The following is a 26,193-nucleotide window of genomic DNA, read 5'->3' as shown; positions in this document are numbered from 1 at the left end:
GGCATGAGCGATAACAACGCGGCCCGTAAGGGCGACGAGATTATTCACTCCAGCATTTTTGCTGACATCACCAGCATCGTGGCGGAAGGTGCCGCCTATGCGGTGATCGGCGCGGCGGTGGGGCTGGCGGCTACGGCCGCCGCGCCACTCCTTGGTGCCGGAGCCGCCGCAGCGGGCGTGGCGGCGATTGGGTCCAGCTGTCTGTTAAGCGGGATTATCGGTGGCGTGCTGGCGAACGTGGCGGGGATCACCGACGATATCAGCAACGCCGCGGAAGGGTTAGGCAATGCGCTTTTCCCACCGTCGCCTGCGGGTAAAATTACCACCGGTTCGAACAACGTACTGACCAACGCAATCCCCGCCGCACGTGCGGCAGGAACCCTGACGCCCGCCGATACACCGTCCCCTGAGCCGCAGTCACCGGGCAGCTTTGCCGATTACGCGGGCATGCTGCTTTCCGCCGCCGGACAGTTTGGCAGCGAAATGTGGCAGCCGAGTGTCGCCTCTGCCGCCGCGGGGACCTCGCCGCTGGAAGAGGACAAGGTGGCGTGTGAAAAGCACTCCGGGCCGCAGTATCTGGCGGAAGGCTCCAAAAGCGTCTTCATCAACGGGCAGCCCGCGGTGCGTGCGAAAGATCGCACCACCTGCGAAGGCACCGTCTCCGACGACGTCTCCCCGAACGTGATCATCGGCGGGGACACGCTCACGGTCCGCGATATCAAAAGCGGTAAAACGCCGGGTCTGGCGCTGGGGATGATTGCGCTCTCCCTGCTGCGCGGGCGTCCGGGCAAGATCCTGAAAAACATGCCCTGCGCGCTGGCGGCGGCCGGCGGCGGGATGCTGGCGGATATGGCCGTCAACGCCGTGTTTGGCTCCTCGCACCCGGTTCACGCCGCCACCGGCGTGAAGGTGCTGAACGACGACGATGAGCTCGACTTCTCGCTGCCGGGGCGCTTCCCGCTTCGCTGGCAGCGCAGCTACAACAGCCTGACCACCCGCGAAGGGCTGTTTGGCCTGGGCTGGGCAACGACCTTTGACAGCTATCTGGCGCTGGAAGAAAACAACGCCACCTGGTTCGACGAAACCGGGCGCGAGCTGAGCTTTGAGCTGCCGCCGGTCGACCGCGCGTTTTACAGCATCAGCGAAGGCATCATTATCCGCCGCAATGAGAACGGCGACGTGGCGATTGCCGACGATGACGGCGCGGTGTGGCGTCTGTATAAACCGACCCGCGCGAATCCCTCCATCCTGCGTCTGGCCTCCCTCAGCGACGAATACGACAACGCGTTGCTGACGGAGTGGGACGAGCACGGCAGGCTGGTTGGTATCCATGATGAGCCGCGGGCCATCGACGTCACCCTGCGCTATGAAGATGAGCGCTTCCCGCTGCGCGTGACCGCAGCCAGCCATTTCGACGGCAACCAAACCTGGCCGCTGATGCAGTGGGGCTACGATGCGCGCGGCCAGTTGGCGAGCGCGACGGACGCCTCCGGCGTGGTGACGCGTGAATACCGTTACAACGACCACGGCCTGATGGTCTGGCACCGGATGCCGGGCGGGCTGGAGAGCGAATACCGCTGGCAAAAATTCGACCACTGGCGCGTGGTGGAAAACCGCACCAGCACCGGCGACGGCTGCCGCTTTAGCTACGATTTGGCCGCCGGGCTGACGACCGTCGAGCACTACGATGGTCAGACGCGCCGCCACTACTGGAACGCGCAGAATCTGATTGTCCGCTACGTTGACGAGCGCGGTGAAAACTGGCGCTACGAGTGGGATGATAACGAGCTTCTGACGCGTCGCATCGATCCGCTCGGCAACGCCGTCACCTTCGTCTACGACGAGATGGGCAACCGGGTGGAGGAGACCGATGCCGACGGCAATACACGCACCACCACCTGGCTGGAGCACCGCGCGCTTCCCGCGGCCATTATCGAAGCCGACGGCAGCGCCACCCGGTTCTGGTACGACGAACATCACGGGCTGAAGCGCGTGGTGGACCCGATGGGGCAGACAACGCAGCTGCGCCGGGACGCGTTCGGCCAGGTCGTGGAAGAGGTCGATGCCGCAGGCAACAGCCGCTACCAGGAGTACAACGAGGCCGGGCAGATTGTCCGTTCGACGGACTGTTCCGGGCGTATTACCCGCTATCGCTATCATCCGCTGGGCTGGCTGGTGGCTGAGACTGGCGCCGACGGTGAAGAGACGCGCTACCGCTACGACGCCGCAGGGCGTCCGGTGCAGCTCGATCGCCCGGAAGGCTGGACGGAATCGCTCAAATGGAACGAACGTGGCCTGCCGGTGAAGCATGCGGGTGCTGACGGGAAAGAAAGTGAGTTCAGATACGACGAGGCGGGGCGCTTAACCGCCACCCGTAATACGCAGGGTGAAGAAGTGCGACGCCGCTGGGACAGCCGCGGGCGTCTGATTGCCCTGGAAAACGAGAACGGCGAAGCGTATCAGTTCCGCTGGGGGCCAGACTCGCTGCTGCTGGAAGAGGTGGGGCTCGATGGCGTAGCCTCGCAGTATCGCTATGATGCCTGCGGGCGCACGATTGCGCGCACCTTTGCCGCCGGTCATCCGGAGGCTATTACCCACGCCTTCGCCTGGAGCGCGAGCGGCCAGCTGGTCGCCCGCACCACGCCGGAAGGGCAGACCCGCTACCATTACACGCCGTCCGGGCTATTAAGCCGGATTGGTCTGCATCCTGCGCTTTCAGCCGACGCGTGGACCACCGAGGCAGAGCAGGAGCTCGCCTTTGAGTATGACGCGCTCGGTCGCGTGACGCGCGAAGCGGGCGAGCACGGTGAGCTGGCGTGGGAGTATGACGCGCTGGGCAACCGCACCTCCGTCACGCTGCCCGATGGTCGCGAGCTGAAGCAGTTCTACTACGGCAGCGGGCATTTGCTCAGCATTGCTCTCGATAAGCTGTCGGTCTCCGATTTTACTCGCGACGAACTCCACCGTGAGACCAGCCGCACCCAGGGGCTGTTGACCACCCGCAGCGAGTACGACCGCCTCGGCCGACTGCACCGCCGGGACGTCTTTACCGGCAATGCGCAACGCCCGTCGCCGCGCCGCTGGTCCCGCCGCTGGGATTACGACTACCGCAATAATCTGGTGCGCGAAGAGCGGGACGATAACCCGTTCAGCTGGTACCGCTGGCAGTACGACAGCGCCGGGCGCCTGCTCGTTCAGGACGGCACGCTGCCGGGTCAGGAGCAGTGGCGCTGGGATGCAGCCGGTAACCCGCTCTACGGATCTGCTGAGAAGGTTACACACAACCGCCTGACGCAGCTGAACGGCATTCGCTGGCGTTATGACATCCACGGCCGCACCGTTGAAAAGGATAACGGCCAGACCCGCTGGCACTACCGCTACGACGGCGAACATCGCCTGACGGAAGTCATCAGCCAGCCGCGGGATCGCAACAAACCGCAGACGCAGGTCAGCTTCCGCTACGATCCGCTCGGTCGCCGCATCAGCAAAACGCGCCGCCAGATGCTGGGCGGACAGCCAACCGGCAAGCCGGTCACCACCCGGTTTGTCTGGGAAGGGTTCCGCCTGCTGCAGGAGGTGCACGGGGATGTGCCGCTGACCTACGTTTACAGCGATCAGGACAGTTACGACCCGCTGGCGCGTATTGACGGCGTTGATGCCCCGGAGATTTTCTGGTTCCACTGCCAGCCCAACGGCACGCCGGAGCGGATGACGGATATCGAAGGGCAGGTACGCTGGGAAGGTGTGAACGGCGCCTGGGGCAAGCTGCTGCGGGAAAGCGAGACGCAGATATCAGGATATTCTCAGAACCTGCGCATGCAGGGGCAATACCTGGACCGTGAGACAGGGCTGCACTACAATCTGTTCCGGTATTATGACCCGGACTGCGGAAGGTTTACGCAGCAGGACCCGATAGGGCTGGCGGGGGGAATAAACCTTTACCAGTATGCGCCGAATGCGCTGGGGTGGGTGGATCCGTGGGGGCTATCTAATAGCGGTATATTAGATAAAGCTATGGCTGGTAAAGTTGGTGATAGACTTTCTGCTCACCATGTTATACCCGTTGAGGTGTGGAAAGAGAACCAATCATTCTTCAATAATATTGGTATCGGAAAAGACATGAACTCTGCATTTAATGGTATTCATGTTCCAGGTAGTGCATCAGCGATGAAACAAGATGCAGGGAAAGGTATGGATGTTTTCCATAGTAGTAATCATCATAACTATAGTGACATTGTCCGTCAGCGCATTGCTCGTGTTGAGCAACGATATAATTCTGGAAGATTGGATGCTAAAGGGGCGAGGATAGCTATAAGGCGGATCCAGATTGATATGAAGAATAAAATTTGGATGGGACATGTTCCCACAACAAAATGCAGGAGAATGAATTAATGTCCTATTATGTGATCATGAATGACTTTGAATCATCACTCATGCCAAGAAATTTACAGGGCATGGTTGATGAAAGATTACAGATCAATGAAAACTGGGAAATAGAAGGCTCTGCATTTTCCTTCCCTTATCGAATAACAGACGATGCATGCCCAGACCGTATTTATTTGTTGTGCAATAAAAATGTTGGGGCTTTGAAATTTGACTATTATAAAAAAGACTTTGGACACTTGATGGGTAAGTCTTTATTTTCAATTTTTGAAAATTATAAGCACAATGTTTTTTTTGGCCGAGATATAACACCAGTTTCGATTGGGAATGGTCAAGTTCTTCGGGATGATTTTAAATATGTATATTTTCCAGGCGGCGATGTTATAGATGAGGATAAATCTATTCTCGAAGAGGATAAGTTCGGAGATATCATACCTTTTAAAATTGAATTCAATGATGATGCGCTTGAATATGATATACTTTCGTTGAACGACACATTGTTAGGTGGTTTTATTATTGTTAAACAAGAGGTCAAGGAAGTTATAGAAAGTAAAGGATTCCGGGGGGTGAAACTTGTTCCACTGGAAAATGCTTTAGACGTTTTCTGTGAAGATTATTTCTACGAAATAGACTCAAATCGTAAAAGAAAGGGCAATAAACTACCTTAATATTGAAGGGTGTCGTGCCATTATTGATTCTTTGTTTTTCTTTTTTAATGGCGCGAAGAAGTTCTTTGGATTATGGGTACATTTTTCAACTATGGGTCATAGTAATTTTAAGAGTAGCCAATAATGTTAACTCTTAAAGAGGAATAATGCATATAAAAAATACTATCCAAGACTTTGTTAACAAATTCAAAATGAATGATTTAAATATGGGAGAGATAGTATATACAGACGATGAGAATGAAATTTCTTTTCCTGTAAATTTAAATGGTGAAATTCGATTTTTTATAGCCATTTGATTTTAAATGACCACCCAACATTTGATGGTGCCTTCTTTATACAGATTGTTGAGTCCCAAGAGCTAAAAGAAATGTTATCAGGCTGGAGAGTTCAAAATGATACGGCTTGGCACGATGATTATGTAATCTTTGCTGAAAGAAATGGAGATGTTCTTTTTTGTGATACCAAAAATATAACCTCTCCAGTTTATGGTAGTATCCAAAAAAGAAATTTCATCATTTCCAGTTCCTTAGCTGACTTTTTGGATTCTTTTTGTTCTGCCATTGAGATAGAACAAAGTAAATATGATGGTGATGTTACAGCTGATGATTTTAATTTTAGAGAGGACTTTCTGAAAGATATCGATTTAATGCTAAAAAACAAGCTAAAGGATGTTGAGGCAGAAGGCTTTAAGCAATTCTTTTTTGACTAGGTTAATAATAAAAACTAACACTTTTAGAACCCTCCTTGCTTCTGACAACATTTTTCGCTTAAATCCACTTTTATATAGGCAAGGAGGTCTCTTTTCGATTGATAATGAATAAAAATATGAAAAACGGTTTCGATAAATTTGATGAAAAAGTTACATCTCTTGTACAAAAAGGAAACGAGTTTCACGGCAACCAAAAATACGCCGAGGCTTTAGAGCAATACCAAAAAGCCTGGCAAGCTCTTCCTGGACCAAAGCTCGAATCTGAATTTGCCAACTGGATCTCTGCCTGCATGTACGGCGCATATTTTGATCTCGCGGATTACGCTGAGGCAAAGAAATGGGGAGAGACGACATTACGGACACGTGGATCGGATATAGACACTGCACCCTTAATCGATCTCGGCATGGTCTGTTATGAGTTGAATCAATTCGAGGAAGCGTATAAATATTTTAACGATGCTTATAACTACGGCAAAGAGCGTGCGTTTCAGGATAGACCTAAAAAATATCTAGAGTTCTATCTGCGCAAGAGGGGATAAGTTCGTTACGCTATAAAAAAATCCACGCCAAAGCGTGGATTTTTTTTCATTCAAAACCAATCAAACGTTAAACAGGAAGTTCATCACGTCGCCATCTTTAACGATGTAATCTTTCCCTTCCGCACGCATCTTGCCTGCTTCTTTCGCGCCTTGCTCACCCTTGTAGGTGATGAAGTCTTCAAACGCGATAGTCTGCGCACGAATAAAGCCTTTCTCGAAGTCGGTGTGGATCTTACCGGCCGCCTGAGGCGCAGTCGCACCCACAGGAATCGTCCACGCACGCACTTCCTTCACGCCAGCGGTGAAGTAGGTCTGCAGGTTCAGCAGCTCATAGCCTGCGCGGATCACGCGGTTCAGGCCCGGCTCTTCCAGACCCAGCTCGGCCATGAACTCTTCACGGTCGGCATCGTCCAGCTCGGCGATATCGGATTCAACGGCCGCGCACACGGCAACAACCACAGAACCTTCTGCCGCCGCGATTTCACGCACTTTGTCGAGGTACGGGTTGTTCTCGAAACCGTCTTCGTTAACGTTGGCGATGTACATGGTTGGCTTCAGGGTCAGGAAGCTCAGGTATTTGATCGCCGCCTTGTCTTCGTCAGTCAGGTTTTTCAGCGCGCGCAGCATGCCGGCGTTTTCCAGCTGTGGCAGACATTTTTCCAGCGCAGCCAGTTCCGCTTTCGCGTCCTTGTCACCGCCTTTGGCTTTCTTCTGCACGCGGTGAATTGCACGTTCGCAGGTGTCGAGGTCAGAGAGCGCCAGCTCGGTGTTGATGACGTCGATGTCGTCAGCCGGATCCACTTTGTTGTTGACGTGGATGATGTTGTCGTTCTCGAAGCAGCGCACAACGTGGCCGATCGCTTCGGTTTCACGAATGTTGGTCAGGAACTGGTTACCCAGACCTTCACCTTTGGATGCGCCTTTTACCAGGCCCGCGATGTCCACGAATTCCATGGTGGTTGGCAGAATGCGCTGCGGCTTCACGATTTCCGCGAGCTGGTCCAGACGCGGATCAGGCATTGGCACAACGCCGGTGTTCGGTTCGATGGTACAGAACGGGAAGTTCGCCGCTTCGATACCCGCTTTGGTAAGCGCGTTAAACAGGGTGGATTTGCCCACGTTTGGCAGACCGACGATACCGCATTTGAATCCCATTTCTAAATCACCTTAATATCTTGATAATCAATCCGTTAAGGATAACCGATTGATGAAAAGTAAATAACTACGCCTATTATACACGTAACCCGCATGACGCGCGGTAAAAAAGCCGTATTGGGCGGATTATTGCGCTTTGAAAGCGTGTAAGCGGTTTGTCGCTTTGGTTAAGCCGTCTTTCAGCCAGATTTCCGTGCAGCGCGCCGCTTCGTCTACCGCCTCGTCAATCAGTTTCTGTTCGGAAACCGGGGGCTTACCGAGCACGAAACCGACAACTTTGTTTTTATCGCCCGGATGGCCGATTCCCACGCGCAAACGGTGGAAATTCGGGTTATTGCCCAGCTTGCTGATGATGTCTTTAAGACCGTTGTGACCACCGTGCCCGCCGCCCAGCTTGAATTTTGCCACGCCAGGGGGAAGATCCAGCTCATCGTGGGCGACCAGAATTTCATCCGGATTAATGCGATAAAACGTTGCCATCGCCGCCACGGCTTTACCACTCAGATTCATAAACGTGGTGGGGACCAGCAGGCGAACATCCGCGCCAGCAAGGTTGATACGTGAGGTATACCCGAAGAATTTAGGTTCTTCACGCAGGGGAGCACGTAACCGCTCGGCCAGCAGATCGACGTACCATGCCCCGGCATTGTGGCGGGTAGCCGCATATTCTGCGCCCGGGTTGGCGAGGCCGACAATCAGTTTAATCGTCACGATTCAATTCCTAATGGGTTCCAGATCTGGCGCGTAGTTTACTGTCTGGCGCGCCGCTTGACAAAATTCTGCGATCGTCTCAGCGAAATACGAATAATTACTTACCTGAACAATTAGAATTTCAAGCTGTTCAACGTGTTATTTGTAAACTTTTGTCTGGGCGTTATCTGTAATTGTGATCATTCACGCAACTCATAAAAGGAGCGTTGTCTATACTTTACACACAAGGATTAGGGGCTTTTCCCCTGACAACCCAAAGTTCCGGAGGTGACACATGAAACGCAAAAACGCTTCGCTACTCGGTAACGTGCTGATGGGTTTGGGGCTGTTTGTGATGGTCGTCGGCGTAGGTTATTCCATATTAAACCAGCTGCCGCAGCTTGATCTTCCGCAATACTTCGCGCATGGCGCGGTACTGAGCATCTTCCTCGGTGCGGTATTGTGGCTCGCCGGCGCGCGCGTGAGCGGACATGAGGAAGTCTGCGATAAATACTGGTGGGTGCGCCACTACGACAAACGCTGCCGTCGAGATCAGCATAAGCACAGCTAGTGCCATGACGAAAGAATACCGAAACGACTCCCTGGGAGTCGTTTTTTTTTGCATCAAGGGTTGACCCTCACGTAACGTAAGGCGCCAGAGTGGCGGCACTGGCAAAGAAAAGGAGCAGTTATGTTGATTCAGGTGGGGGAACTGGCGAAACGGGCCGGTATCACCGTACGCACATTGCATCACTATGAGCAAACAGGAGTGTTGCTGCCTTCTGCCAGAAGCGCGGCAGGTTACCGGCTTTACAACCTGGCGGATGTCCAGCGTCTGCACATGATCCAGGCGCTGGCAAAAGCGGGGCTGGAACTTGCTGAAATCAGGGATTTTCTTGAACAGGAGTCGCTGTCGTTAACCGAGTTACTCGATGCGCAAATCACGCTGCTGGATAAACAGCTGCGCAGCATACATACGCTGCGCGACCGGCTGGTCGAACTGCGTAACGGGCTTCTCGACGATGCGACGCCGGACCTGGGATCCTGGCTACAGACTCTGGAGTTGATGAATATGTACGATCGCTGGTTTAGCAAAGAAGAGTTACAGCAGCTGCCGTTTGCGGTGCAGAAGGACGCGCTGTCGGCTATCTGGTCAGGGCTGGTGGCAGAGGCCAACGCGCTGCTGGAGCACCATATACCCGTTACGGACGAGAGGGCGAAGGACCTGGCGACGCGCTGGATGGAGCGCCTGGAGCAGGACACGGCGGGCAAACCGGAGTTTCTTACCCGGCTGAACGAGATGCACAGCGTAGAGCCACAGATGCAGGTGCAGACCGGCATCACGCCGGAGATGACGGATTACATTACGCGCGCGTTTGCGGAATCCAAGCTCAGCATATGGGAGAAGTACCTTACTCCCGAAGAGATGGCCTTTACGCGGAAGCACTACTTTGATCGCATGATGGAGTGGCCGCCGCTGGTGGCGAAGCTGCATCAGGCGCAGCGGGAAAATCTCGACCCCGCCTCTGACGATGCCCAAAAGCTTGCCGAAAACTGGCTGGCGCTGTTCCAGTCGTACGCGGGCACCAACCCGGAGACCCAGCAAAAGTTTCGCACGGCCATGCAGCAGGAGCCGCATCTGATGAAGGGAACCTGGATGACGCCTGCCGTGCTTGCATGGCTCCAGCAGGCGATCGGGGTGATGATGCAGAGACGTTTCTCTGCATCAGGCGGCTCACAGATCCGCTAACGCGGCTTCACGGTTAGGATAAAAGGCAAGGCGGCCAGGGATCGGCTGCACGCCCGCACGCGCCATGGTGCGCAGGGGCTGGAATTCGAGGTTACTCACCCGCAGCTCACAGCCTTCAGGCAGACGTTTCACAAAGCGCTGGAAGGCGTCCAGGCCGCCAGCATCCAGCACCGGTACGGCATCCCATTTTAGCACCACAACCCGTTTACCCGCGATGCGAGACTCCAGATCGCTGAACAGACCTTCCGCCGCGGCGAAGAACAGCGGGCCAATCACGCGCAGAACCAGCACATCGTCAGGCACCTCCACGTTAACCGGGGAGAGGCGCGTCATTTGCGCAATACGGCGCATAAACAGCAGGGAAGCCAGCACGATTCCGACGCTGATGGCGATAACCATATCGAACAGCACGGTCAGCGACATGCAGATCAGCATCACGATGATGTCGTCTTTCGGCGCCCGACGCAGCAGGTTTACCACCTTGTGCGCCTCACTCATGTTCCAGGCCACCATCAGCAGCAGGGCGGCCATGGCGGAAAGCGGTAGCCAGGAGAGCAGTGGGGCGAGGATCAGCAGGGCGAGGATCACCAGCAGGGAGTGGATAACTGCCGAAACGGGTGACGTTGCACCCGCGCGCACGTTGGCCGCAGAACGGGCGATGGCTGCCGTGGCGGTAATACCACCAAAGAACGGTGCGATGAGGTTCCCTAACCCCTGACCAACCAGCTCGCTGTTGGCTTTGTGCTTGGTGCCGGTCATCCCGTCCAGAACGACGGCGCAGAGCAGGGATTCAATCGCCCCCAGCATCGCCATCGAGAACGCGGCGGGAAGCAGGGCGCGCAGGGAATCCCAGCTTAAGGTAAAGCTGGATCCGGGCATATCCCACGGCAGCACCAGCTGCGGCAGCAGCTGCGGAATGCCGCTCCCCTGCGAACCGTCCGCCAGAACATAGTGGAACTGCGAGCCGATAGTGGCGACATGGCCGCCGAACATATTGACGACAGCCATCACCGCGCAGCCCAGCAGCAGCGCGGGAAGATGGCCGGGCAGACGGATACCCAGACGAGGCCAGACGATCAGTGTTCCGAGCGTCACAATCCCGATGGCGGCGTCGCCCAGGTTGGCCGTCGGAAGCGCCATAAACAGCGCACCCACTTTCTGTAAATAGTGCTCCGGAACATGGGGCATTTGCAGGCCGAGGAAATCCTTGATCTGCATGGTTCCGATGGTGATCCCAATCCCCGAGGTGAACCCCAGCGTGACGGAAAGGGGGATGTACTCAATCAGCCGCCCAAAGCGGGCCAGACCAAACAGAATCAAAAAGACGCCGGACATCAGGGTGGCGACCAGCAGGCCAGCCAGACCAAACTGCTGCGAAACGGGGTAGAGGATCACCACAAAGGCGGCGGTCGGGCCGGAGACGCTGAAGCGTGAGCCGCCGGTCAGAGCGATGACGATCCCGGCCACGGCCGAGGTGTACAGGCCGTACTGCGGCGCAACGCCGCTGCCAATCGCCAGCGCCATCGCCAGCGGGATGGCAATAATGCCGACGGTGATCCCGGCAATCAGGTCACGGATAAAACGTGACGAGGTGTACTTCTCTTTCCAGCAGGCGTCGATGAGGGCGCGAAAGGGCAGAACATGTGAGGAGGTTACGTTTTTCACAATTATCTATCATCCGTATGCGCATCATCTGTCATGTGAATGGCAGGTGAAGGAGGCATTAATCATACAAATAAAACCCAGAGACAAAAAAACCCGCCGCAGCGGGTTTTTCGGCCGTGTTCGATTAGTGTTCGAACATTGCAGAGATGGATTCTTCGTTGCTGATACGACGAATCGCTTCGGCCAGCATCCCGGACAGGGTCAGGGTACGCACGTTTGGCAGTGCCTTGATCTCGTCGCTCAGTGGGATGGTATCGCATACTACAACTTCGTCAATGACGGAGTTGCGCAGGTTGTTTACGGCATTGCCGGAGAAGATCGGGTGGGTCGCGTAAGCGAATACGCGCTTGGCACCACGCTCTTTCAGCGCTTCAGCCGCTTTACACAGCGTACCGCCGGTATCGATCATATCGTCAACCAGCACGCAGTCGCGGCCAGCCACGTCACCGATGATGTGCATCACCTGAGAAACGTTAGCGCGCGGACGACGTTTGTCGATGATCGCCATGTCGGTATCGTTCAGCAGCTTAGCGATAGCACGGGCACGTACCACGCCGCCGATGTCCGGAGAAACCACGATTGGGTTATCCAGGTTCAGCTGCAGCATGTCTTCCAGCAGGATTGGGCTGCCGAATACGTTATCAACCGGGACGTCGAAGAATCCCTGGATCTGCTCTGCGTGCAGGTCAACGGTCAGTACGCGGTCAACGCCAACGCTGGACAGGAAGTCAGCGACAACTTTCGCGGTAATTGGCACACGCGCGGAACGGACGCGACGGTCCTGGCGGGCATAGCCGAAGTAAGGGATTACAGCAGTGATACGGCCTGCGGAAGCGCGACGCAGGGCGTCGACCATAACAACCAGTTCCATCAGGTTGTCGTTCGTTGGAGCACAGGTGGACTGGATGATGAAAATATCACCACCGCGTACATTTTCGTTAATTTGTACGCTGACTTCGCCGTCGCTAAAGCGACCTACAGCGGCGTCGCCGAGGGAAGTGTACAGGCGGTTGGCAATACGTTGTGCTAGTTCCGGGGTGGCGTTACCAGCAAAAAGCTTCATATCAGGCACGAGAAGAACCTCAGGCATGCGTCCAGTGGTGGATAGCGTTCGCCGTAAACTGTGCGGGCCAGGCAAAGGCTATCCAGGCGGTGTATTAAAGAGCGCGATGCAACGTCTGGAACAGGGTGACGTTGTCACCGAAACTCAGTCTGCGCCAGAATGGCCTGCTGTAGGGGGGAAATGTTCATCCCACGCGCTACAAAACCATGCAGCCAAACCGGCGCTTGCTCAAGCACCTGACGAGCGGCGGATTCGGTGTCAAATTCAGCAAAGACACAGGCCCCTGTACCAGTCAGGCGCGACGGCGCGTATTCTAACAGCCAGGAAAGCACCGCATCAACCTCGCGAAAACGTTTTCTTGCGATATCCTCGCAATCGTTGCTGAATTCACAATTTAATAACGTTTCTATTGACCGAATCGGGGTATTTCTTTTCAGGTCAGGATCTTTAAAGATGACCGGGGTCGGAATGCTCACGCCGGGGTGAGCAACCAGATACCATTTTTCCGGCGGGTTGACCGGGGAGAGGATTTCGCCCACGCCCTCAGCAAAGGCCGCATGACCGCGCACAAACACCGGGACATCCGCACCCAGCCTCAAGCCTAAGGCGGCCAGTTCGTCCTGCGACAGCCCACAGCCCCAAAGGTGGTTCAGGGCAACCAGCACGGTAGCGGCGTTGGATGAGCCTCCGCCCAAGCCGCCGCCCATCGGCAGACGTTTCTCGATACGGATGTCCGCACCGCTTCCCGCCGGCAGACGACCCGATTCCGCTGCAGCGTTCATCAGCAGACGCGCAGCGCGCACAATCAGGTTGTCCTCATGCGCCACGCCGTCGACCGGCGTCAGGAGGCAAATCTGCCCGTCCTGGCGCAGTTCGATAGAAATTGTGTCGCCATAGTCAATAAACTGAAACAGCGTCTGCAGGGTGTGATAGCCGTCAGCGCGCTGGCCGGTAATGTATAAAAACAGATTCAGTTTTGCCGGAGAGGGCCAGTGGGTCATCATTTAACGATCCAGTTGTCCATTTTCAGCTTGATGCGCTGGCTGCCCTGGGTCAGTTCCATGTTCGATGGCAGCGACGGTTTACTCTTGCTGTCATAGTCGCTGTACACCACTTTCCAGGTTTTGCCGTTCTGGGTGTAGTTCACCTGGCTTAGACGGTACTGATCGTCAAGCGTGTAGTCGGTGGCGTCACCCGGCAGGCCGAGGATCCACTGGCGCAGACTGTTCAGCGGGATAGGCATTCCGGTCAGCTTGCCAATCATCTCTTCGGCATCGGTTGCGGTGTAGTGCTGGCCTTTGTTATCGGTGATCTGCGCTTCGCCCGGTTTCGCGATAAGCTCCAGCTCGGTGCTGCCCAGCGGGTTCAGCAGCAGCAGGCGATAGTTGTCCTGACCCGTCTGCTGCCAGAAGAAACGGGCATACACTTTTTGCTCATCAGAGAGGTAGGCGAAGGCGCCGCGGGTCTGGTACTGGCTCAAATTACGGACGTCCTGCTGGTGCTGACGCCACTGGGGTGAATCAGGGCTTTTGCCCGGGCCTTTTGGTTGGGTGACGGTACACGCGGTCAGAACCAGTGCCGTCAGGGGCAGCAGGCGAATCAGTCGGGTCATAATGAGGACAAATCCTTGAGATACGTTGCAGTTATAACTGTTAATGCTAGCGTCGAAGGGGGCTACCGTCTACGTTCAAATTATCTCAAAGCGTTGTGTAACCTATTACTCCGAAAGGGGGCTGTCTCTTTTATTGATCTCGCGCATCCTGTATGATGCGTTCTGCTAACCTTATTAACGCTGGTACTACTCCCGCTCAACATGACCCTATTAGCACTCGGTATCAACCACAAAACAGCCCCGGTTTCGCTGCGAGAACGCGTAACGTTTTCGCCAGATACGCTCGACCTGGCGCTGGACAGCCTGCTTGCACAGCCTATGGTGCAGGGTGGCGTGGTGCTCTCGACGTGCAACCGTACCGAGCTCTATTTAAGCGTGGAAGAGCAGGACAACCTGCACGAAGCGCTGATCCGCTGGCTATGCGACTACCACAATCTCAATGAAGACGAGCTGCGCAACAGCCTGTACTGGCATCAGGACAATGATGCCGTCAGCCATCTGATGCGCGTGGCCAGCGGGCTGGATTCGCTGGTGCTGGGCGAGCCGCAAATTCTCGGTCAGGTGAAAAAAGCCTTTGCGGATTCGCAAAAAGGGCATCTGAAGGCCAGCGAGCTGGAGCGTATGTTCCAGAAGTCCTTCTCCGTGGCGAAGCGTGTGCGAACCGAAACCGACATTGGTGCCAGTGCGGTTTCTGTTGCTTTCGCGGCCTGCACCCTTGCACGCCAAATCTTTGAATCCCTCTCCACCGTCACCGTGATGCTGGTGGGCGCGGGCGAAACCATCGAACTTGTGGCGCGCCATCTGCGCGAGCATAAAGTGAAAAAGATGATTATCGCTAACCGCACCCGCGAACGCGCGCAGGTGCTGGCGGATGAAGTGGGGGCAGAGGTGGTTGCCCTGAGCGACATCGATGAACGCCTGAAGGAGGCGGACATTATTATCAGTTCGACCGCCAGCCCGCTGCCGATTATCGGCAAAGGGATGGTGGAGCGCGCGCTGAAGTCCCGCCGTAATCAGCCGATGCTGCTGGTGGATATCGCCGTCCCGCGCGATGTGGAGCCAGAAGTCGGCAAGCTGGCTAACGCCTATCTTTACAGCGTAGATGACCTGCAAAGCATCATTTCGCACAACCTCGCGCAGCGTAAAGCGGCGGCAGTGCAGGCAGAAACCATTGTCGAGCAGGAAACCAGTGAGTTTATGGCCTGGCTGCGCGCGCAAAGCGTCAGCGAGACCATCCGCGAGTACCGCGGGCAGGCGGAGCAGGTGCGTGATGACCTGACTGCCAAAGCGTTAGCGGCCCTGGAGCAGGGCGGCGATGCGCAGGCTATTATGCAGGATCTGGCGTGGAAACTGACTAACCGCCTGATTCATGCCCCAACCAAATCTCTTCAGCAGGCTGCCCGTGACGGGGATGATGAACGCCTGACTATTCTGCGCAACAGCCTCGGGCTGGAATAGCGCCCTATACCCATTTTCTAAGACAAGGTGCACTTACGCCTATGAAGCCTTCTATCGTCGCTAAACTGGAAGCTCTGCACGAGCGCCATGAAGAAGTCCAGGCGCTGCTCGGGGATGCCGGGACCATTGCGGACCAGGAACGTTTTCGCGCACTTTCACGTGAATACGCGCAGTTAAGTGATGTTTCTAAATGCTTTACCGACTGGCGACAGGTTCAGGACGATATCGAAACCGCGCAGATGATGCTCGACGATCCTGAAATGCGCGAGATGGCGCAGGAAGAGTTGCAGGATGCGAAAGCGCGTTCTGAGGAGATGGAGCAGCAGCTTCAGGTGCTGTTGCTGCCAAAAGATCCGGACGACGAGCGCAACGCGTTCGTGGAAGTCCGCGCCGGGACCGGCGGGGACGAAGCGGCGCTGTTTGCCGGGGATCTGTTCCGCATGTACAGCCGCTACGCCGAATCGCGTCGCTGGCGCGTGGAGATCATGAGCGCCAACGAAGGCGAACACGGTGGCTACAAAGAGGTTATCGCCAAGATCAGCGGCGACGGCGTGTACGGCCGTCTTAAGTTTGAATCCGGCGGTCACCGCGTGCAGCGCGTACCGGCCACCGAATCTCAGGGCCGAATCCACACCTCCGCCTGTACGGTGGCGGTGATGCCGGAGCTGCCGGAAGCGGAGCTGCCGGACATCAACCCGGCTGACCTGCGTATTGATACCTTCCGCTCCTCCGGGGCGGGTGGTCAGCACGTTAACACCACCGACTCCGCTATTCGTATTACCCACCTGCCGACCGGCATCGTGGTGGAGTGTCAGGACGAGCGTTCCCAGCACAAAAACAAAGCCAAAGCGCTCTCCGTGCTGGGCGCGCGTATCCACGCGGCCGAAATGGCGAAACGCCAGCAGGCGGAAGCGTCTACGCGTCGTAACCTGCTGGGCAGCGGCGATCGCAGCGACCGTAACCGCACCTACAACTTCCCGCAGGGGCGCGTGACTGACCACCGCATCAACCTGACGCTGTACCGTCTGGACGAAGTAATGGAAGGCAAGCTGGATATGCTGATTGAGCCTATCGTGCAGGAATACCAGGCCGACCAGCTGGCGGCACTGTCCGAGCAGGAATAATGGATTTTCAGCGCTGGTTACGTGAGGCTGCCGGTGAGCTTTCCGAAAGCGAAAGCCCGAAACGCGATGCCGAAATTTTGCTTGAGCATGTGACGGGTAAAGCCCGCACGTACCTGCTGGCCTTCGGCGAAACCGAACTGACTGCTGAACAGGAAGCCCGGCTCGCCGCGCTGCTTGCCCGCCGTAAAACCGGCGAGCCGGTGGCGCACCTGGTCGGCGAGCGCGAGTTCTGGTCGTTACCGCTTTACGTCTCGGCGGCAACGCTGATCCCGCGTCCCGACACCGAGTGTCTGGTTGAACAGGCGCTGGCGCGCTTACCCGCATCGTCCTGCCGCATTCTCGATCTCGGAACGGGGACCGGGGCTATTGCCCTGGCGCTCGCTACCGAACGGCCCGACTGCGCGATCACGGCGGTAGATGTGATGCCCGACGCGGTGGCGCTGGCGCAGCGTAACGTGGAACGTCTTGGCCTGACCAACGTGACGGTGCTGCAAAGCAGCTGGTTCAGCGCGCTGGAGAAGCAGACGTTCGGAGTGATTGTCAGTAACCCGCCCTATATTGACGAGCATGACCCGCACCTTGCGCAGGGGGATGTGCGCTTCGAACCGCTGACGGCGCTGGTCGCCGCCAGGGAGGGTTTAGCCGACCTTGATCACATTGTGACAACGTCACGACAACATTTGCTTTCCGGCGGCTGGCTGCTGGTGGAGCATGGCTGGACGCAGGGGGAAGCCGTGCGGGCGCTCTTTACCGAGGCGGGCTACGCCAGTGTCAAAACCTGCCGCGACTACGGCGGCAACGAACGCCTGACGCTGGGGCAGTGGTTATGAGCGCAGGTACTGATAAAGGCGTAAGGCTGACTGAAAGGCGGTTTGGCGTTATCATCTACATCGTTTTGAGTTTTATCTCGCCCGGGCGTCGCTGTACGCTCGGTCGTTACTGGGGTAAGTCATGAAGTCCTTAGCCGATTTCGAATTTAATAAAGTGCCGCTTTGCGATGGCATGATCCTGATTTCTGAGATGATCCGCGACGATTTTACGTCGCAGTACGTCTACGATGAGCTGGAGAATCTGGTCAGCCTGGCGCGTGAAGAGATCAATCAGGCGCGCCCGCAGGACTGGCAATTAGAGAAGCTGCTCGAGCTTTTCTACGGCGAATGGGGTTTCTGCGACACGCGGGGCGTGTATCGCCTGTCTGACGCATTATGGCTGGACCAGGTCTTAAAAAATCGTCAGGGGAGCGCCGTTGCGCTGGGTTCTATTTTGCTTTGGGTTGCGCATCGCCTGGATATTCCACTGGTGCCGGTCATTTTTCCGACGCAGATGATCCTGCGTGCGGAGTGGCTGGACGGTGAGATGTGGCTCATTAATCCCTTCAACGGCGATACGCTGGATGAACATACGCTGAACGTGTGGCTGAAAGGCAATATCAGCCCGGTGGCTGAGCTCTTCAACGAAGATCTCGACGAGGCGGATAACGCAGAAGTGATCCGCAAGCTGCTGGATACGCTGAAGTCTGCGTTAATGGAAGAGCGTCAGATGGAGCTGGCCCTGCGCGCCAGCGAAGTGCTGCTGCAGTTTAATCCGGAAGACCCGTACGAAATTCGCGACCGTGGGTTGATCTATGCCCAGCTCGATTGTGAGCACGTGGCGCTGAACGATCTGAGCTATTTCGTCGAGCAGTGTCCGGAAGATCCTATTAGCGAAATGATTCGTGCGCAGATCAACGCGATCTCGCACAAGCAAATTACACTGCATTAATCTTAATTCCGATTCACACCTGAATAAGGCGATCCTATGAAACAAAAAGTGGTTAGCATTGGTGATATCAAGGTAGCAAACGACCTGCCGTTCGTGCTGTTTGGCGGCATGAACGTACTGGAATCCCGCGACCTCGCCATGCGTATCTGCGAGCACTACGTGACCGTGACCCAGAAGCTGGGCATCCCGTACGTGTTTAAAGCCTCTTTTGACAAAGCCAACCGCTCCTCCATCAATTCTTACCGTGGCCCGGGCCTGGAAGAAGGGATGAAGATTTTCCAGGAGCTGAAGCAGACCTTTGGCGTGAAAGTGATCACCGACGTGCATGAAGCCGCTCAGGCGCAGCCGGTGGCAGACGTGGTTGACGTGATTCAGCTCCCGGCGTTCCTGGCTCGCCAGACCGACCTGGTTGCCGCGATGGCGAAAACCGGTGCCGTGATCAACGTGAAAAAACCACAGTTCGTGAGCCCGGGTCAGATGGGCAACATCGTCGATAAGTTTATCGAAGGTGGCAACGACAAGGTTATCCTGTGCGACCGTGGTTCCAACTTCGGTTATGACAACCTGGTGGTGGATATGCTGGGCTTCAGCGTGATGAAAAACGTCTCTAATCAGTCTCCGGTGATTTTCGACGTGACCCACGCGCTACAGTGCCGCGACCCGTTTGGCGCCGCGTCCGGCGGCCGTCGTGCTCAGGTGACCGAACTGGCGCGCGCCGGTATGGCAACCGGCCTGGCTGGCCTGTTCATTGAAGCGCACCCGGATCCGGATAACGCAAAATGCGACGGCCCATCCGCGCTGCCGCTGGATAAGCTGGAGCCGTTCCTGAAACAGATCAAAGCAATTGACGATCTGGTCAAGAGCTTCGATGAGCTGGATACCAGCAAATAATAAAAAAACCCGCTTCGGCGGGTTTTTTTATGGGGCATATTGCCGGGTGGCGCTTCGCTTACCCGGCCTACAAAACCCGTAGGCTCTGCAAGCGAAGCGCCGCTGGGCAAAAAGGCTACGCAAAAATTGTCATCAAGTAAGCCACAAACAGCGCCATATGCGCCGCCCCGTTCAGCACGTTGGTGCGTCCGGTTGAGAACGAAATTTGGCACAGCAGCAACGAGGCTACCATCACAATCATTTCTGGCGCGCCCAGCGCGAACTGCAGTTCGTTACCGGTCATAAAGGCAATCAGCGTCACCACCGGCACGGTGAGTGAAATGGTCGCCAGCACGGAGCCGAAGAACAGGTTCATGGCGCGCTGCACCTGATTGTTTAAGACGGCTTTCAGCGCCCCCAGCCCTTCCGGGGACAGGATCAGTAGCGCCACCAGGAAACCGGTAAACGCGACCGGAGCGTTCAGTTCGGTTAACAGCGTTTCCAGCGGATTGGCGTTCATCTTGGTGACGGCAATCACCGCAATCAGATGCACGATCAGCCAAACCGTATGCCACGCGCTGCTGTGGGCCGACGGCTTACCGTGGTGCGGGTCATCGTCGTCGCTGTCGTCTTCATGCTCATACACGAACAGGCTCTGGTGCGTTTTGGTCTGAATCAACAGAAACACGCCGTACATGGCTGCGGAAATCAGCGCAACCAGCAGCGCCTGACCGGTGGAGAAGTTGGCACCCGGCAGCGCCATCGGGAAGACCAGCACGATAATCGCCAGCGGGAAGAGGGCAATCAGATACTGTTTAATGCCGAACAGGTTCATATACTGGGTCGCGAATTTACGCCCGCCCAGCAGCAGAGAGAAGCCCACCAGGCCGCCCGTCACAATCATAATGATCGAGTAGAGCGTGTCGCGCATCAGCGTCGGCGCGGCATCGCCGGTGGCCATGAGCGCGGAAATCAGGCTGACTTCGAGAATAACAACGGAAAGGCTGAGAATTAACGATCCGTAGGGTTCGCCCAGACGGTGGGCCAGTACGTCCGCATGGCGAACGACGCTAAATGCGCTGGTTAAGATACCGACCAGGGCAAGAATATTGATACCAACCACCACTGGCAGTGACTGACTGCTTCCCCAGAAGAGCAGCACAGCCAGTGCCAGAACCGGGAAAATGAGAGACGTCTCCTTGTGGCGGGTCTTTACCGCCTCGTGTGTTGCTGTCATGTGCTTCTCCATCAATGCAGGTGCTTGTAATTATAGATAGATTTTTGAGGTCATTAAATTAACAGATCTCTGTTAAATGCCCTTTATTTTTTACTTAATTTTACCTTTTTTAATAATTATCACGCCTGATTCCTGTAATTCACCATGTTCTAAAAATATTTGTTAAATAACAATAATTTAATGTTTTGATCATTCATAAATGAAGTGTGGGTGGCACGCTGCCATATCGTCGTCCACACTTATCTCTTTAACCAAAAGAGAGGTGAGTGATGCCTTATAAAACGAAACGCGAATTACCCGATAATGTGCAAAACGTGCTGCCCGCTCACGCGCAGGATATCTACAAAGAGGCGTTTAACAGTGCCTGGGATCAGTACAAAGATAAGGACGATCGCCGGGATGATGCCAGCCGTGAAGAGACGGCACACAAAGTCGCCTGGGCCGCCGTAAAACATGAATATGAAAAAGGAGACGACGATAAATGGCATAAAAAGAAATAGCCCTGAAATAATTCGCTGCCTTCATTTTGACTTTTCAGGCGGTTGAACTGCCGTTGTATTGCAACTGGTCCGCTAATTGCTTATCGTTATTCAACTGCTGGCAAAATGACCAGCACCTAAGGCCGGGAAGGCGAATTACAGATGTCGCAAGGAAGCATGCAGTGGCGGAGGTGGAAAGTGTTAACGCGTGATTTCTTAATGAAGGCAGATTGTAAGACGGCATTTGGTGCTATTGAGGAATCGCTTCTCTGGTCAGCTGAACAACGTGCGGCGTCGCTCGCTGCCACGCTTGCCTGCCGCCCGGATGATGGCCCGGTATGGATTTTTGGCTACGGCTCCCTGATGTGGAACCCGGCGCTCGAATTTGTCGAATCGGCAACGGGCACGTTGCCCGGCTGGCATCGCGCATTTTGCCTGCGCCTGACGGCCGGACGCGGCAGCGCGTGCCAGCCCGGGCGTATGCTTGCACTGAAAGAGGGCGGACGCACCACGGGCGTGGCGTATCGCCTCCCGGATGCCACCCTGGAAGAGGAGCTTACGCTGCTCTGGAAGCGTGAGATGATCACCGGCTGCTACATGCCGAGCTGGTGTAAGCTGGAGCTGGACGACGGACGCACCGTCAATGCGCTGGTGTTTATTATGGACCCGCGCCATCCGCTGTATGAAGCGGACACCCGCACGCAGGTGATTGCCCCGTTAATTGCCGCCGCCAGCGGGCCGCTGGGTACCAACGCGCAGTATCTCTTCTCTCTCGATCAAGAGCTGACCCGCCTCGGCATGAAGGACGATTGTCTGAATGAGCTGGTGGTGAAGGTGAAGGCGCTGCTGGAAGGAAACCCGCTCAACGGCACGCTGCGACCGGGTTTTGCCTGATAATACGCCCGGCTGGCCGGGCGCGTAATTTAAGCTGCTACGTAACTGACAGAATGCTCCAGCGACTGGCTGTGGCTGTCGATCAGCACATCCCAGGTGCCGGTATACGGCACGGTAAGCCAGGCGTTATCATCCTGCACGGTGAGAATATCCGCCTGGGATTGTTTTTGTGCTTTCGCACTCATCAGATGAATACGGCAGCGCTCTGAGCAACGCACCACTACCGTATCCCCGCCAAACAGTTTCAAACTTGTTTTTACCAGTGCCATTTTTTACCCCGTAGTCTTAAACAACGCTCTCCCTGCAGCCATATCCGAGCGTGATGTTGTTCACAATTCACTCATGGCATAACACCAAAGGGGAGGGGGAGGGATGCTGATTTTGATCAAAAAATGGCATAACGATTAAACAAAAATGACAAAATTCCTCAAAATTTCAGCTGACGCGCGTTTTACCCGCTAAACGCGCGCCAGTAGAAAATTAAATGCGGAAATGGCCGGCGGTTTCAGCAAGGTCGCCCGCCTGGCTCTGCAGGGCGCCCGCGGCGGCGGCGGATTGCACCACCAGCTCGGCGTTCTGCTGGACCATGCGGTCGAGGTGGGTCACCGCGTGGTTAATCTCGTGAATGCCTTTCATCTGCTCGCTGGTGGCGATAGAGATTTCGCGCATGATGCCGGAGACGCTGCCGATGCTGGAGCGGATCTCATCCATGCTTTCCCCGGCCAGATGCACGTAGCGGGAGCCGGTGGCCACGCTGTCGGTGGTGGAATCAATCAGCGATTTGATCTCTTTCGCCGCCTGGGCGCTACGGCTCGCCAGGTTACGCACTTCGCCCGCCACCACGGCAAACCCGCGCCCCTGCTCCCCGGCACGGGCCGCCTCGACGGAGGCGTTCAGCGCCAGAATGTTGGTCTGGAACGCGATGCCGTCAATCACGCTGGTGATGTCGCCAATTTTAGCCGACGCGACTTCGATGGACTGCATGGTGCTGATCGCCTGGGATACCACCTCGCCGCCGCGCGCCGCGGCCGCAGAGGCCTTGCTCGCCTGGTCGTTCGCTTCTGCCGCCGACTCGTTCGACTGGGTCACGGAGGCGGTGATCTGCTCCACGGCGCTGGCCGTCTCGCGCAGGCTGGACGCCGCCTGCTCGGTACGTCCGGAGAGATCCTGGTTACCCGCCGCAATCTCCTGAGCGGCGTTTTTCACCGACTCGCTGGCATCACGGAGCTGCACCATCACCACCGACAGCTTATCGCTGAAGGCGTTAAAGGCCTGGGCAATCTGCGCCACCTCGTCCTCACCGCTGTCAGGCAGACGCTGCGACAGGTCGTTAGTCCCGTTGGCAATGTTGTGCATCGCGTCGCGAATGTCCGACAGGCGCTTCAGCAGACGGGCAATCAGGAGGTGAACAATGGCCGCGCTCAGCAGCGCCAGGATCACCAGCGAAATCGCCGAGGCCTTAAGCAGGGAACGCATGCCGGAGGTGGCGTCACCGCTGTCGAGGGCGACGACCAGCAGCCAGTTTGTGCCCGGCACGGCGGTTGCCACGAAGGTTTTTTCGACGTCGTTCAGCGTACCGTCGACAAGGTTACCGCTTTTCAGCGCAGCAAAATCGATGCCTTTGATGGTCTCAGCAAACGGTTTAAGCGTCAGAGCCGGATCGTTAGCCGCAATCACGCTGCCGTCACTGTTCAGAAGCAAGCCGCTGCTGGACGGAGTTGGATGGATCCCGCGCACGTTCGCCACCACGCTGTCCATGGCCACATCGCCCGCCACCACCGCTTTCAGGGCGCCATTCTCTTTCACCGGCACGGCGAAGGTCACCACCAGTTTACCGGTACCGGCATCAACGTAAGGCGCGGTGACGACCGGGCCGTCCGTGCTGACCACCTGCTGATACCACGGGCGAATGGTCGGGTCATAATCCGCAGGTACGCCCGCGGGCTCAGAGAATTTCGCCGTTTTGCTGGCGTAGCCGACATAAACGTTGGTGAATCCACCCGCCTGCGCAAGCTGTTTAAACACCGGAACCGGGTCGTCACTCAGCGCAATGGTCTGGGCAGAGGCGATCACCGTCATCTTGCTTTTTACCCAGTCGGCAATCGCCATGTTATGGCTGGCGCTGGTGCTGGTCAGAATATCGCGCTGGGACTGCTGGTTATCCTGGCGTGTGACCTGGAAGTTAATAACGGTGTTGAGGAGAAGGGCGACGACCAGACAGCCTGCCGTCGCCGCGATGATGCGTGCACGAATCGATCTGAACATAAGTGAAATACCTGCTGTGTTGTTTCCATGCCTATCGGCAACCCCGCAGGTAAACTTGATGCTGAAACCGCGTCCATAAGAAAATAATATTTTTACGGGTTTATTATTAAAAAGTTAATACTTTATCAGCGGACAGCGTCCACTCGGCCAGTTCAACCAGCGTACCAATTTCTACGCCATCAATCAGCGGCAGTCCGGTCATGCCGCGCCCGTCGGTGCAGGTTTTGCACAGCTTCACCGGCACGTTTTGTGCGGTCAGGATCTCCAGCATCTGCTGAATGTTATAGCCCTCGGCCGGCTTTTGTCCCTTCAGCCCGGCGGTGACGGCGTCCGACATTAAAAAGAGGCGTAACGCCAGATCGCTCTCTTTTTCACGTAACGCGATCGCCAGGCGCAGGCTGTTGAAAAGGGATTCGCTGCCGTAGGCCGCACCGTTGGCGACGATCACAATCTTCTGCATGTTGACTCCTGTTCTTATAAAGGCACGAATATTGCTTAATTCTCCGGAGTTTCGCTGTCCGGGAGAGTAAGCATGACATTAATGGCAGGCATTTCGCCAGGCGCTGCCGAATGGCTCACGCGCGCAAAGATGATGCGCCAGGAGCAGTTCAGCAAGCTGGCACAGCTGGGCGTGCTTGTGCACGGCATTAGCCAACTGGTGCACATGTTACAGTGCGAGCGCGGGGCGTCCAACGTCTGGCTCTGCTCACAGGGCAAGCTGTACGCTCCCGAATGCAAAGCCAGCCGGGCGCTGGTGGATGAAAACCTCTCAGCCCTTTACGCCATTCTTGAAACACAGTCGCCGATTCCGGGAAGTGCCGTCTGTGAACGCATCGGCGGCGCGCTCCTGAGCCTGGAGACGCTTCCCGCGCTGCGTGACGGTGTGATTCAGCAGACGGTAACGGCACCCCAGGCGATGGAACACTACTCCCGCATGCTTCGCCATCTGCTCAGTATCGTGCCGCAGCTTAATGACAGCATTGACGATCCGCAAATCGCAGGACGTTTTGTCGCGCTTTATAGCCTGATGCAGGGCAAGGAGCTGGCGGGACAGGAGCGTGCGCTGGGGGCGATTGGCTTCACGCAGGGTTTTTTCGATGATGTGACTCGTCAGAGGCTGGTTGACCGCATTGACGGGCAGCAGGCCTGCTTTGAGATCTTTCTCTCACACAGCTCCGCTGACGTTCAGACCACCTTTTCAATGCACTGTCAGCCCGATCGTGAAACGGAGCAGCTCCGGCGCGTGGCCTGTACCCGCCAGCCCGCCGCCGATAACGGCCTTACCGCGCTGGCCTGGTTTGCTCTGCAAACCGCGCGCCTTGAGCATCTGCGCACGCTGGAGGAGACGATCATCGCCGATCTGATGGTCGCGGTGGACGAATGCATTCACCGTGACGATGAGTACGCGCTCCCCGGCGATGAACAGGATGACCCGCCGATCCGCTATCCGGAAAAACCGTTGCTTACCCTGGTTCGCCAGCAGGCGCGCGAGATAGAGCAGCTCTCACGTCAGCTTGCGTCGCTGCGCGATACGCTTGAAGAGCGCAAAATCATTGATAAAGCGAAGAGCGTGCTGATGACCCACCAGAATATGAGTGAGGAACAGGCCTGGACGGCGCTGCGCAAAATGGCGATGGACAAAAACCAAAGGATGGTGGATATCGCCCGCGCGCTGCTCATGGTGAAGAATGTATGGCAGGTAACACCAAAGGAGTAGCTGCACGGTCAGTGGGCATTTTATGCCTGTTTGCGGTGCGTAAAGGCGAGGGAATAACGGTAAGCGCCGCAAGAAACGGTGTGTTAAAACCTGGCATTCACTTTGCATTATCAGATTAACCATTTTTGACGATGCGCCAATGGCGGTGCATCCG

The 26,193-nt window shown here is 56.2% G+C and carries 24 protein-coding genes; 14 read left to right on the top strand and 10 right to left on the bottom strand.

Translation table 11 applies throughout. The features are described 5' to 3' along the window. Positions 1 to 3: 3 nt before the first annotated feature. The 4 genes from L362_RS13655 to L362_RS13665 all read left to right on the top strand — a co-directional run bounded on the left by L362_RS13655 (position 4) and on the right by L362_RS13665 (position 6,299). Entirely contained in the window at positions 4 to 4,392 is a 4,389-nt protein-coding gene (locus L362_RS13655) for an RHS repeat-associated core domain-containing protein (protein WP_023344370.1), read from the top strand. Next, a complete protein-coding gene (locus L362_RS13660) occupies positions 4,392 to 5,051 on the top strand; it encodes an Imm43 family immunity protein (RefSeq protein ID WP_023344369.1) in 660 nt (219 codons plus the stop codon). Before L362_RS13655 ends, L362_RS13660 begins: the two co-directional genes overlap by 1 nt. 367 nt (positions 5,052 to 5,418) lie before the next feature. Beyond that, positions 5,419 to 5,760, top strand: coding sequence for a hypothetical protein (locus L362_RS24930; RefSeq protein WP_230469168.1), 342 nt, complete (start codon positions 5,419 to 5,421; stop codon positions 5,758 to 5,760). A gap of 116 nt (positions 5,761 to 5,876) precedes the next feature. Beyond that, positions 5,877 to 6,299, top strand: coding sequence for a hypothetical protein (locus tag L362_RS13665; RefSeq protein WP_032638008.1), 423 nt, complete (start codon positions 5,877 to 5,879; stop codon positions 6,297 to 6,299). Positions 6,300 to 6,359: 60 nt separating this feature from the next. Here the strand turns inward: L362_RS13665 and ychF are convergent, their stop codons facing one another. Together ychF and pth are read right to left on the bottom strand one after the other, a co-directional pair. After that, the gene (gene ychF, locus L362_RS13670) at positions 6,360 to 7,454 is read right to left on the bottom strand and encodes a redox-regulated ATPase YchF (protein ID WP_003856650.1); all 1,095 of its coding nucleotides are present in this window, start codon (positions 7,452 to 7,454) and stop codon (positions 6,360 to 6,362) included. Positions 7,455 to 7,580: 126 nt separating this feature from the next. Beyond that, entirely contained in the window at positions 7,581 to 8,165 is a 585-nt protein-coding gene (gene pth, locus L362_RS13675; RefSeq protein ID WP_023336005.1) for an aminoacyl-tRNA hydrolase, read from the bottom strand. A gap of 274 nt (positions 8,166 to 8,439) precedes the next feature. Between pth and ychH the strand changes: the two genes are divergently transcribed. Together ychH and L362_RS13685 are read left to right on the top strand one after the other, a co-directional pair. After that, positions 8,440 to 8,715, top strand: a complete 276-nt coding sequence (gene ychH, locus L362_RS13680; RefSeq protein WP_008499505.1) for a stress-induced protein YchH — start codon at positions 8,440 to 8,442, stop codon at positions 8,713 to 8,715. A 120-nt stretch (positions 8,716 to 8,835) separates the two neighbouring features. After that, a complete protein-coding gene (locus L362_RS13685; protein WP_023344366.1) occupies positions 8,836 to 9,894 on the top strand; it encodes a MerR family transcriptional regulator in 1,059 nt (352 codons plus the stop codon). Here the strand turns inward: L362_RS13685 and dauA are convergent. The 4 genes from dauA to lolB all read right to left on the bottom strand — a co-directional run bounded on the left by dauA (position 9,880) and on the right by lolB (position 14,234). Next, entirely contained in the window at positions 9,880 to 11,559 is a 1,680-nt protein-coding gene (gene dauA, locus L362_RS13690) for a C4-dicarboxylic acid transporter DauA (RefSeq protein ID WP_021240363.1), read from the bottom strand. The two genes, L362_RS13685 and dauA, sit on opposite strands and share 15 nt — an antisense overlap. A 124-nt stretch (positions 11,560 to 11,683) precedes the next feature. Further along, a complete protein-coding gene (gene prs / locus L362_RS13695; RefSeq protein WP_003856663.1) occupies positions 11,684 to 12,631 on the bottom strand; it encodes a ribose-phosphate diphosphokinase in 948 nt (315 codons plus the stop codon). A gap of 125 nt (positions 12,632 to 12,756) precedes the next feature. Beyond that, positions 12,757 to 13,626, bottom strand: coding sequence for a 4-(cytidine 5'-diphospho)-2-C-methyl-D-erythritol kinase (gene ispE, locus L362_RS13700; RefSeq protein WP_008499510.1), 870 nt, complete (start codon positions 13,624 to 13,626; stop codon positions 12,757 to 12,759). Next, positions 13,623 to 14,234 carry a lipoprotein insertase outer membrane protein LolB gene (gene lolB, locus L362_RS13705; RefSeq protein ID WP_023344365.1) on the bottom strand — a complete coding sequence of 204 codons (612 nt, stop codon included), beginning with the start codon at positions 14,232 to 14,234 and terminating at the stop codon, positions 13,623 to 13,625. Before lolB ends, ispE begins: the two co-directional genes overlap by 4 nt. Positions 14,235 to 14,435: 201 nt before the next feature. Between lolB and hemA the strand changes: the two genes are divergently transcribed. From hemA to kdsA, 5 genes are all read left to right on the top strand, one after another. Then, a complete protein-coding gene (gene hemA, locus L362_RS13710) occupies positions 14,436 to 15,692 on the top strand; it encodes a glutamyl-tRNA reductase (RefSeq protein ID WP_008499512.1) in 1,257 nt (418 codons plus the stop codon). Positions 15,693 to 15,733: 41 nt separating this feature from the next. Beyond that, positions 15,734 to 16,816: a peptide chain release factor 1 gene (prfA, locus tag L362_RS13715; RefSeq protein ID WP_008499513.1), complete on the top strand. Its 1,083-nt coding sequence runs from the start codon at positions 15,734 to 15,736 to the stop codon at positions 16,814 to 16,816. Continuing rightward, positions 16,816 to 17,646, top strand: a complete 831-nt coding sequence (prmC, locus tag L362_RS13720) for a peptide chain release factor N(5)-glutamine methyltransferase (RefSeq protein ID WP_023344364.1) — start codon at positions 16,816 to 16,818, stop codon at positions 17,644 to 17,646. Before prfA ends, prmC begins: the two co-directional genes overlap by 1 nt. 121 nt (positions 17,647 to 17,767) lie before the next feature. Then, entirely contained in the window at positions 17,768 to 18,577 is an 810-nt protein-coding gene (gene sirB1 / locus L362_RS13725; protein WP_023344363.1) for an invasion regulator SirB1, read from the top strand. Between the two features lie 36 nt (positions 18,578 to 18,613). After that, complete coding sequence (gene kdsA / locus L362_RS13730) at positions 18,614 to 19,468, top strand: 3-deoxy-8-phosphooctulonate synthase (RefSeq protein ID WP_008499516.1); 855 nt, start codon at positions 18,614 to 18,616, stop codon at positions 19,466 to 19,468. A 115-nt stretch (positions 19,469 to 19,583) separates the two neighbouring features. Here the strand turns inward: kdsA and chaA are convergent, their stop codons facing one another. After that, positions 19,584 to 20,684: a sodium-potassium/proton antiporter ChaA gene (gene chaA, locus L362_RS13735; protein WP_008499517.1), complete on the bottom strand. Its 1,101-nt coding sequence runs from the start codon at positions 20,682 to 20,684 to the stop codon at positions 19,584 to 19,586. 269 nt (positions 20,685 to 20,953) lie between these two features. On the opposite strand from chaA, the gene chaB reads away from it, so the two are divergent. Together chaB and L362_RS13745 are read left to right on the top strand one after the other, a co-directional pair. Beyond that, the gene (gene chaB, locus L362_RS13740) at positions 20,954 to 21,184 is read left to right on the top strand and encodes a putative cation transport regulator ChaB (RefSeq protein ID WP_008499518.1); all 231 of its coding nucleotides are present in this window, start codon (positions 20,954 to 20,956) and stop codon (positions 21,182 to 21,184) included. Positions 21,185 to 21,361: 177 nt separating this feature from the next. Further along, positions 21,362 to 22,057, top strand: coding sequence for a gamma-glutamylcyclotransferase (locus tag L362_RS13745; RefSeq protein ID WP_023344362.1), 696 nt, complete (start codon positions 21,362 to 21,364; stop codon positions 22,055 to 22,057). A gap of 29 nt (positions 22,058 to 22,086) precedes the next feature. On the opposite strand, the gene L362_RS13750 is transcribed toward L362_RS13745, so the two are convergent. From L362_RS13750 to L362_RS13760, 3 genes are all read right to left on the bottom strand, one after another. Beyond that, positions 22,087 to 22,326, bottom strand: coding sequence for a DUF1883 domain-containing protein (locus L362_RS13750; protein ID WP_008499520.1), 240 nt, complete (start codon positions 22,324 to 22,326; stop codon positions 22,087 to 22,089). A gap of 211 nt (positions 22,327 to 22,537) precedes the next feature. Next, entirely contained in the window at positions 22,538 to 24,322 is a 1,785-nt protein-coding gene (locus L362_RS13755; RefSeq protein ID WP_023344361.1) for a methyl-accepting chemotaxis protein, read from the bottom strand. Between the two features lie 106 nt (positions 24,323 to 24,428). Further along, positions 24,429 to 24,782, bottom strand: coding sequence for a DsrE/DsrF/TusD sulfur relay family protein (locus L362_RS13760; protein WP_023292217.1), 354 nt, complete (start codon positions 24,780 to 24,782; stop codon positions 24,429 to 24,431). A 72-nt stretch (positions 24,783 to 24,854) separates the two neighbouring features. Between L362_RS13760 and nasR the strand changes: the two genes are divergently transcribed. After that, positions 24,855 to 26,039, top strand: a complete 1,185-nt coding sequence (gene nasR, locus L362_RS13765; RefSeq protein WP_023344360.1) for a nitrate regulatory protein NasR — start codon at positions 24,855 to 24,857, stop codon at positions 26,037 to 26,039. Positions 26,040 to 26,193 lie beyond the last annotated feature (154 nt).

The organism is Enterobacter sp. MGH 16 (assembly GCF_000493175.1).
GTDB lineage: Bacteria > Pseudomonadota > Gammaproteobacteria > Enterobacterales > Enterobacteriaceae > Enterobacter > Enterobacter roggenkampii.
This window is presented reverse-complemented; position numbering and strand designations above follow the sequence as displayed.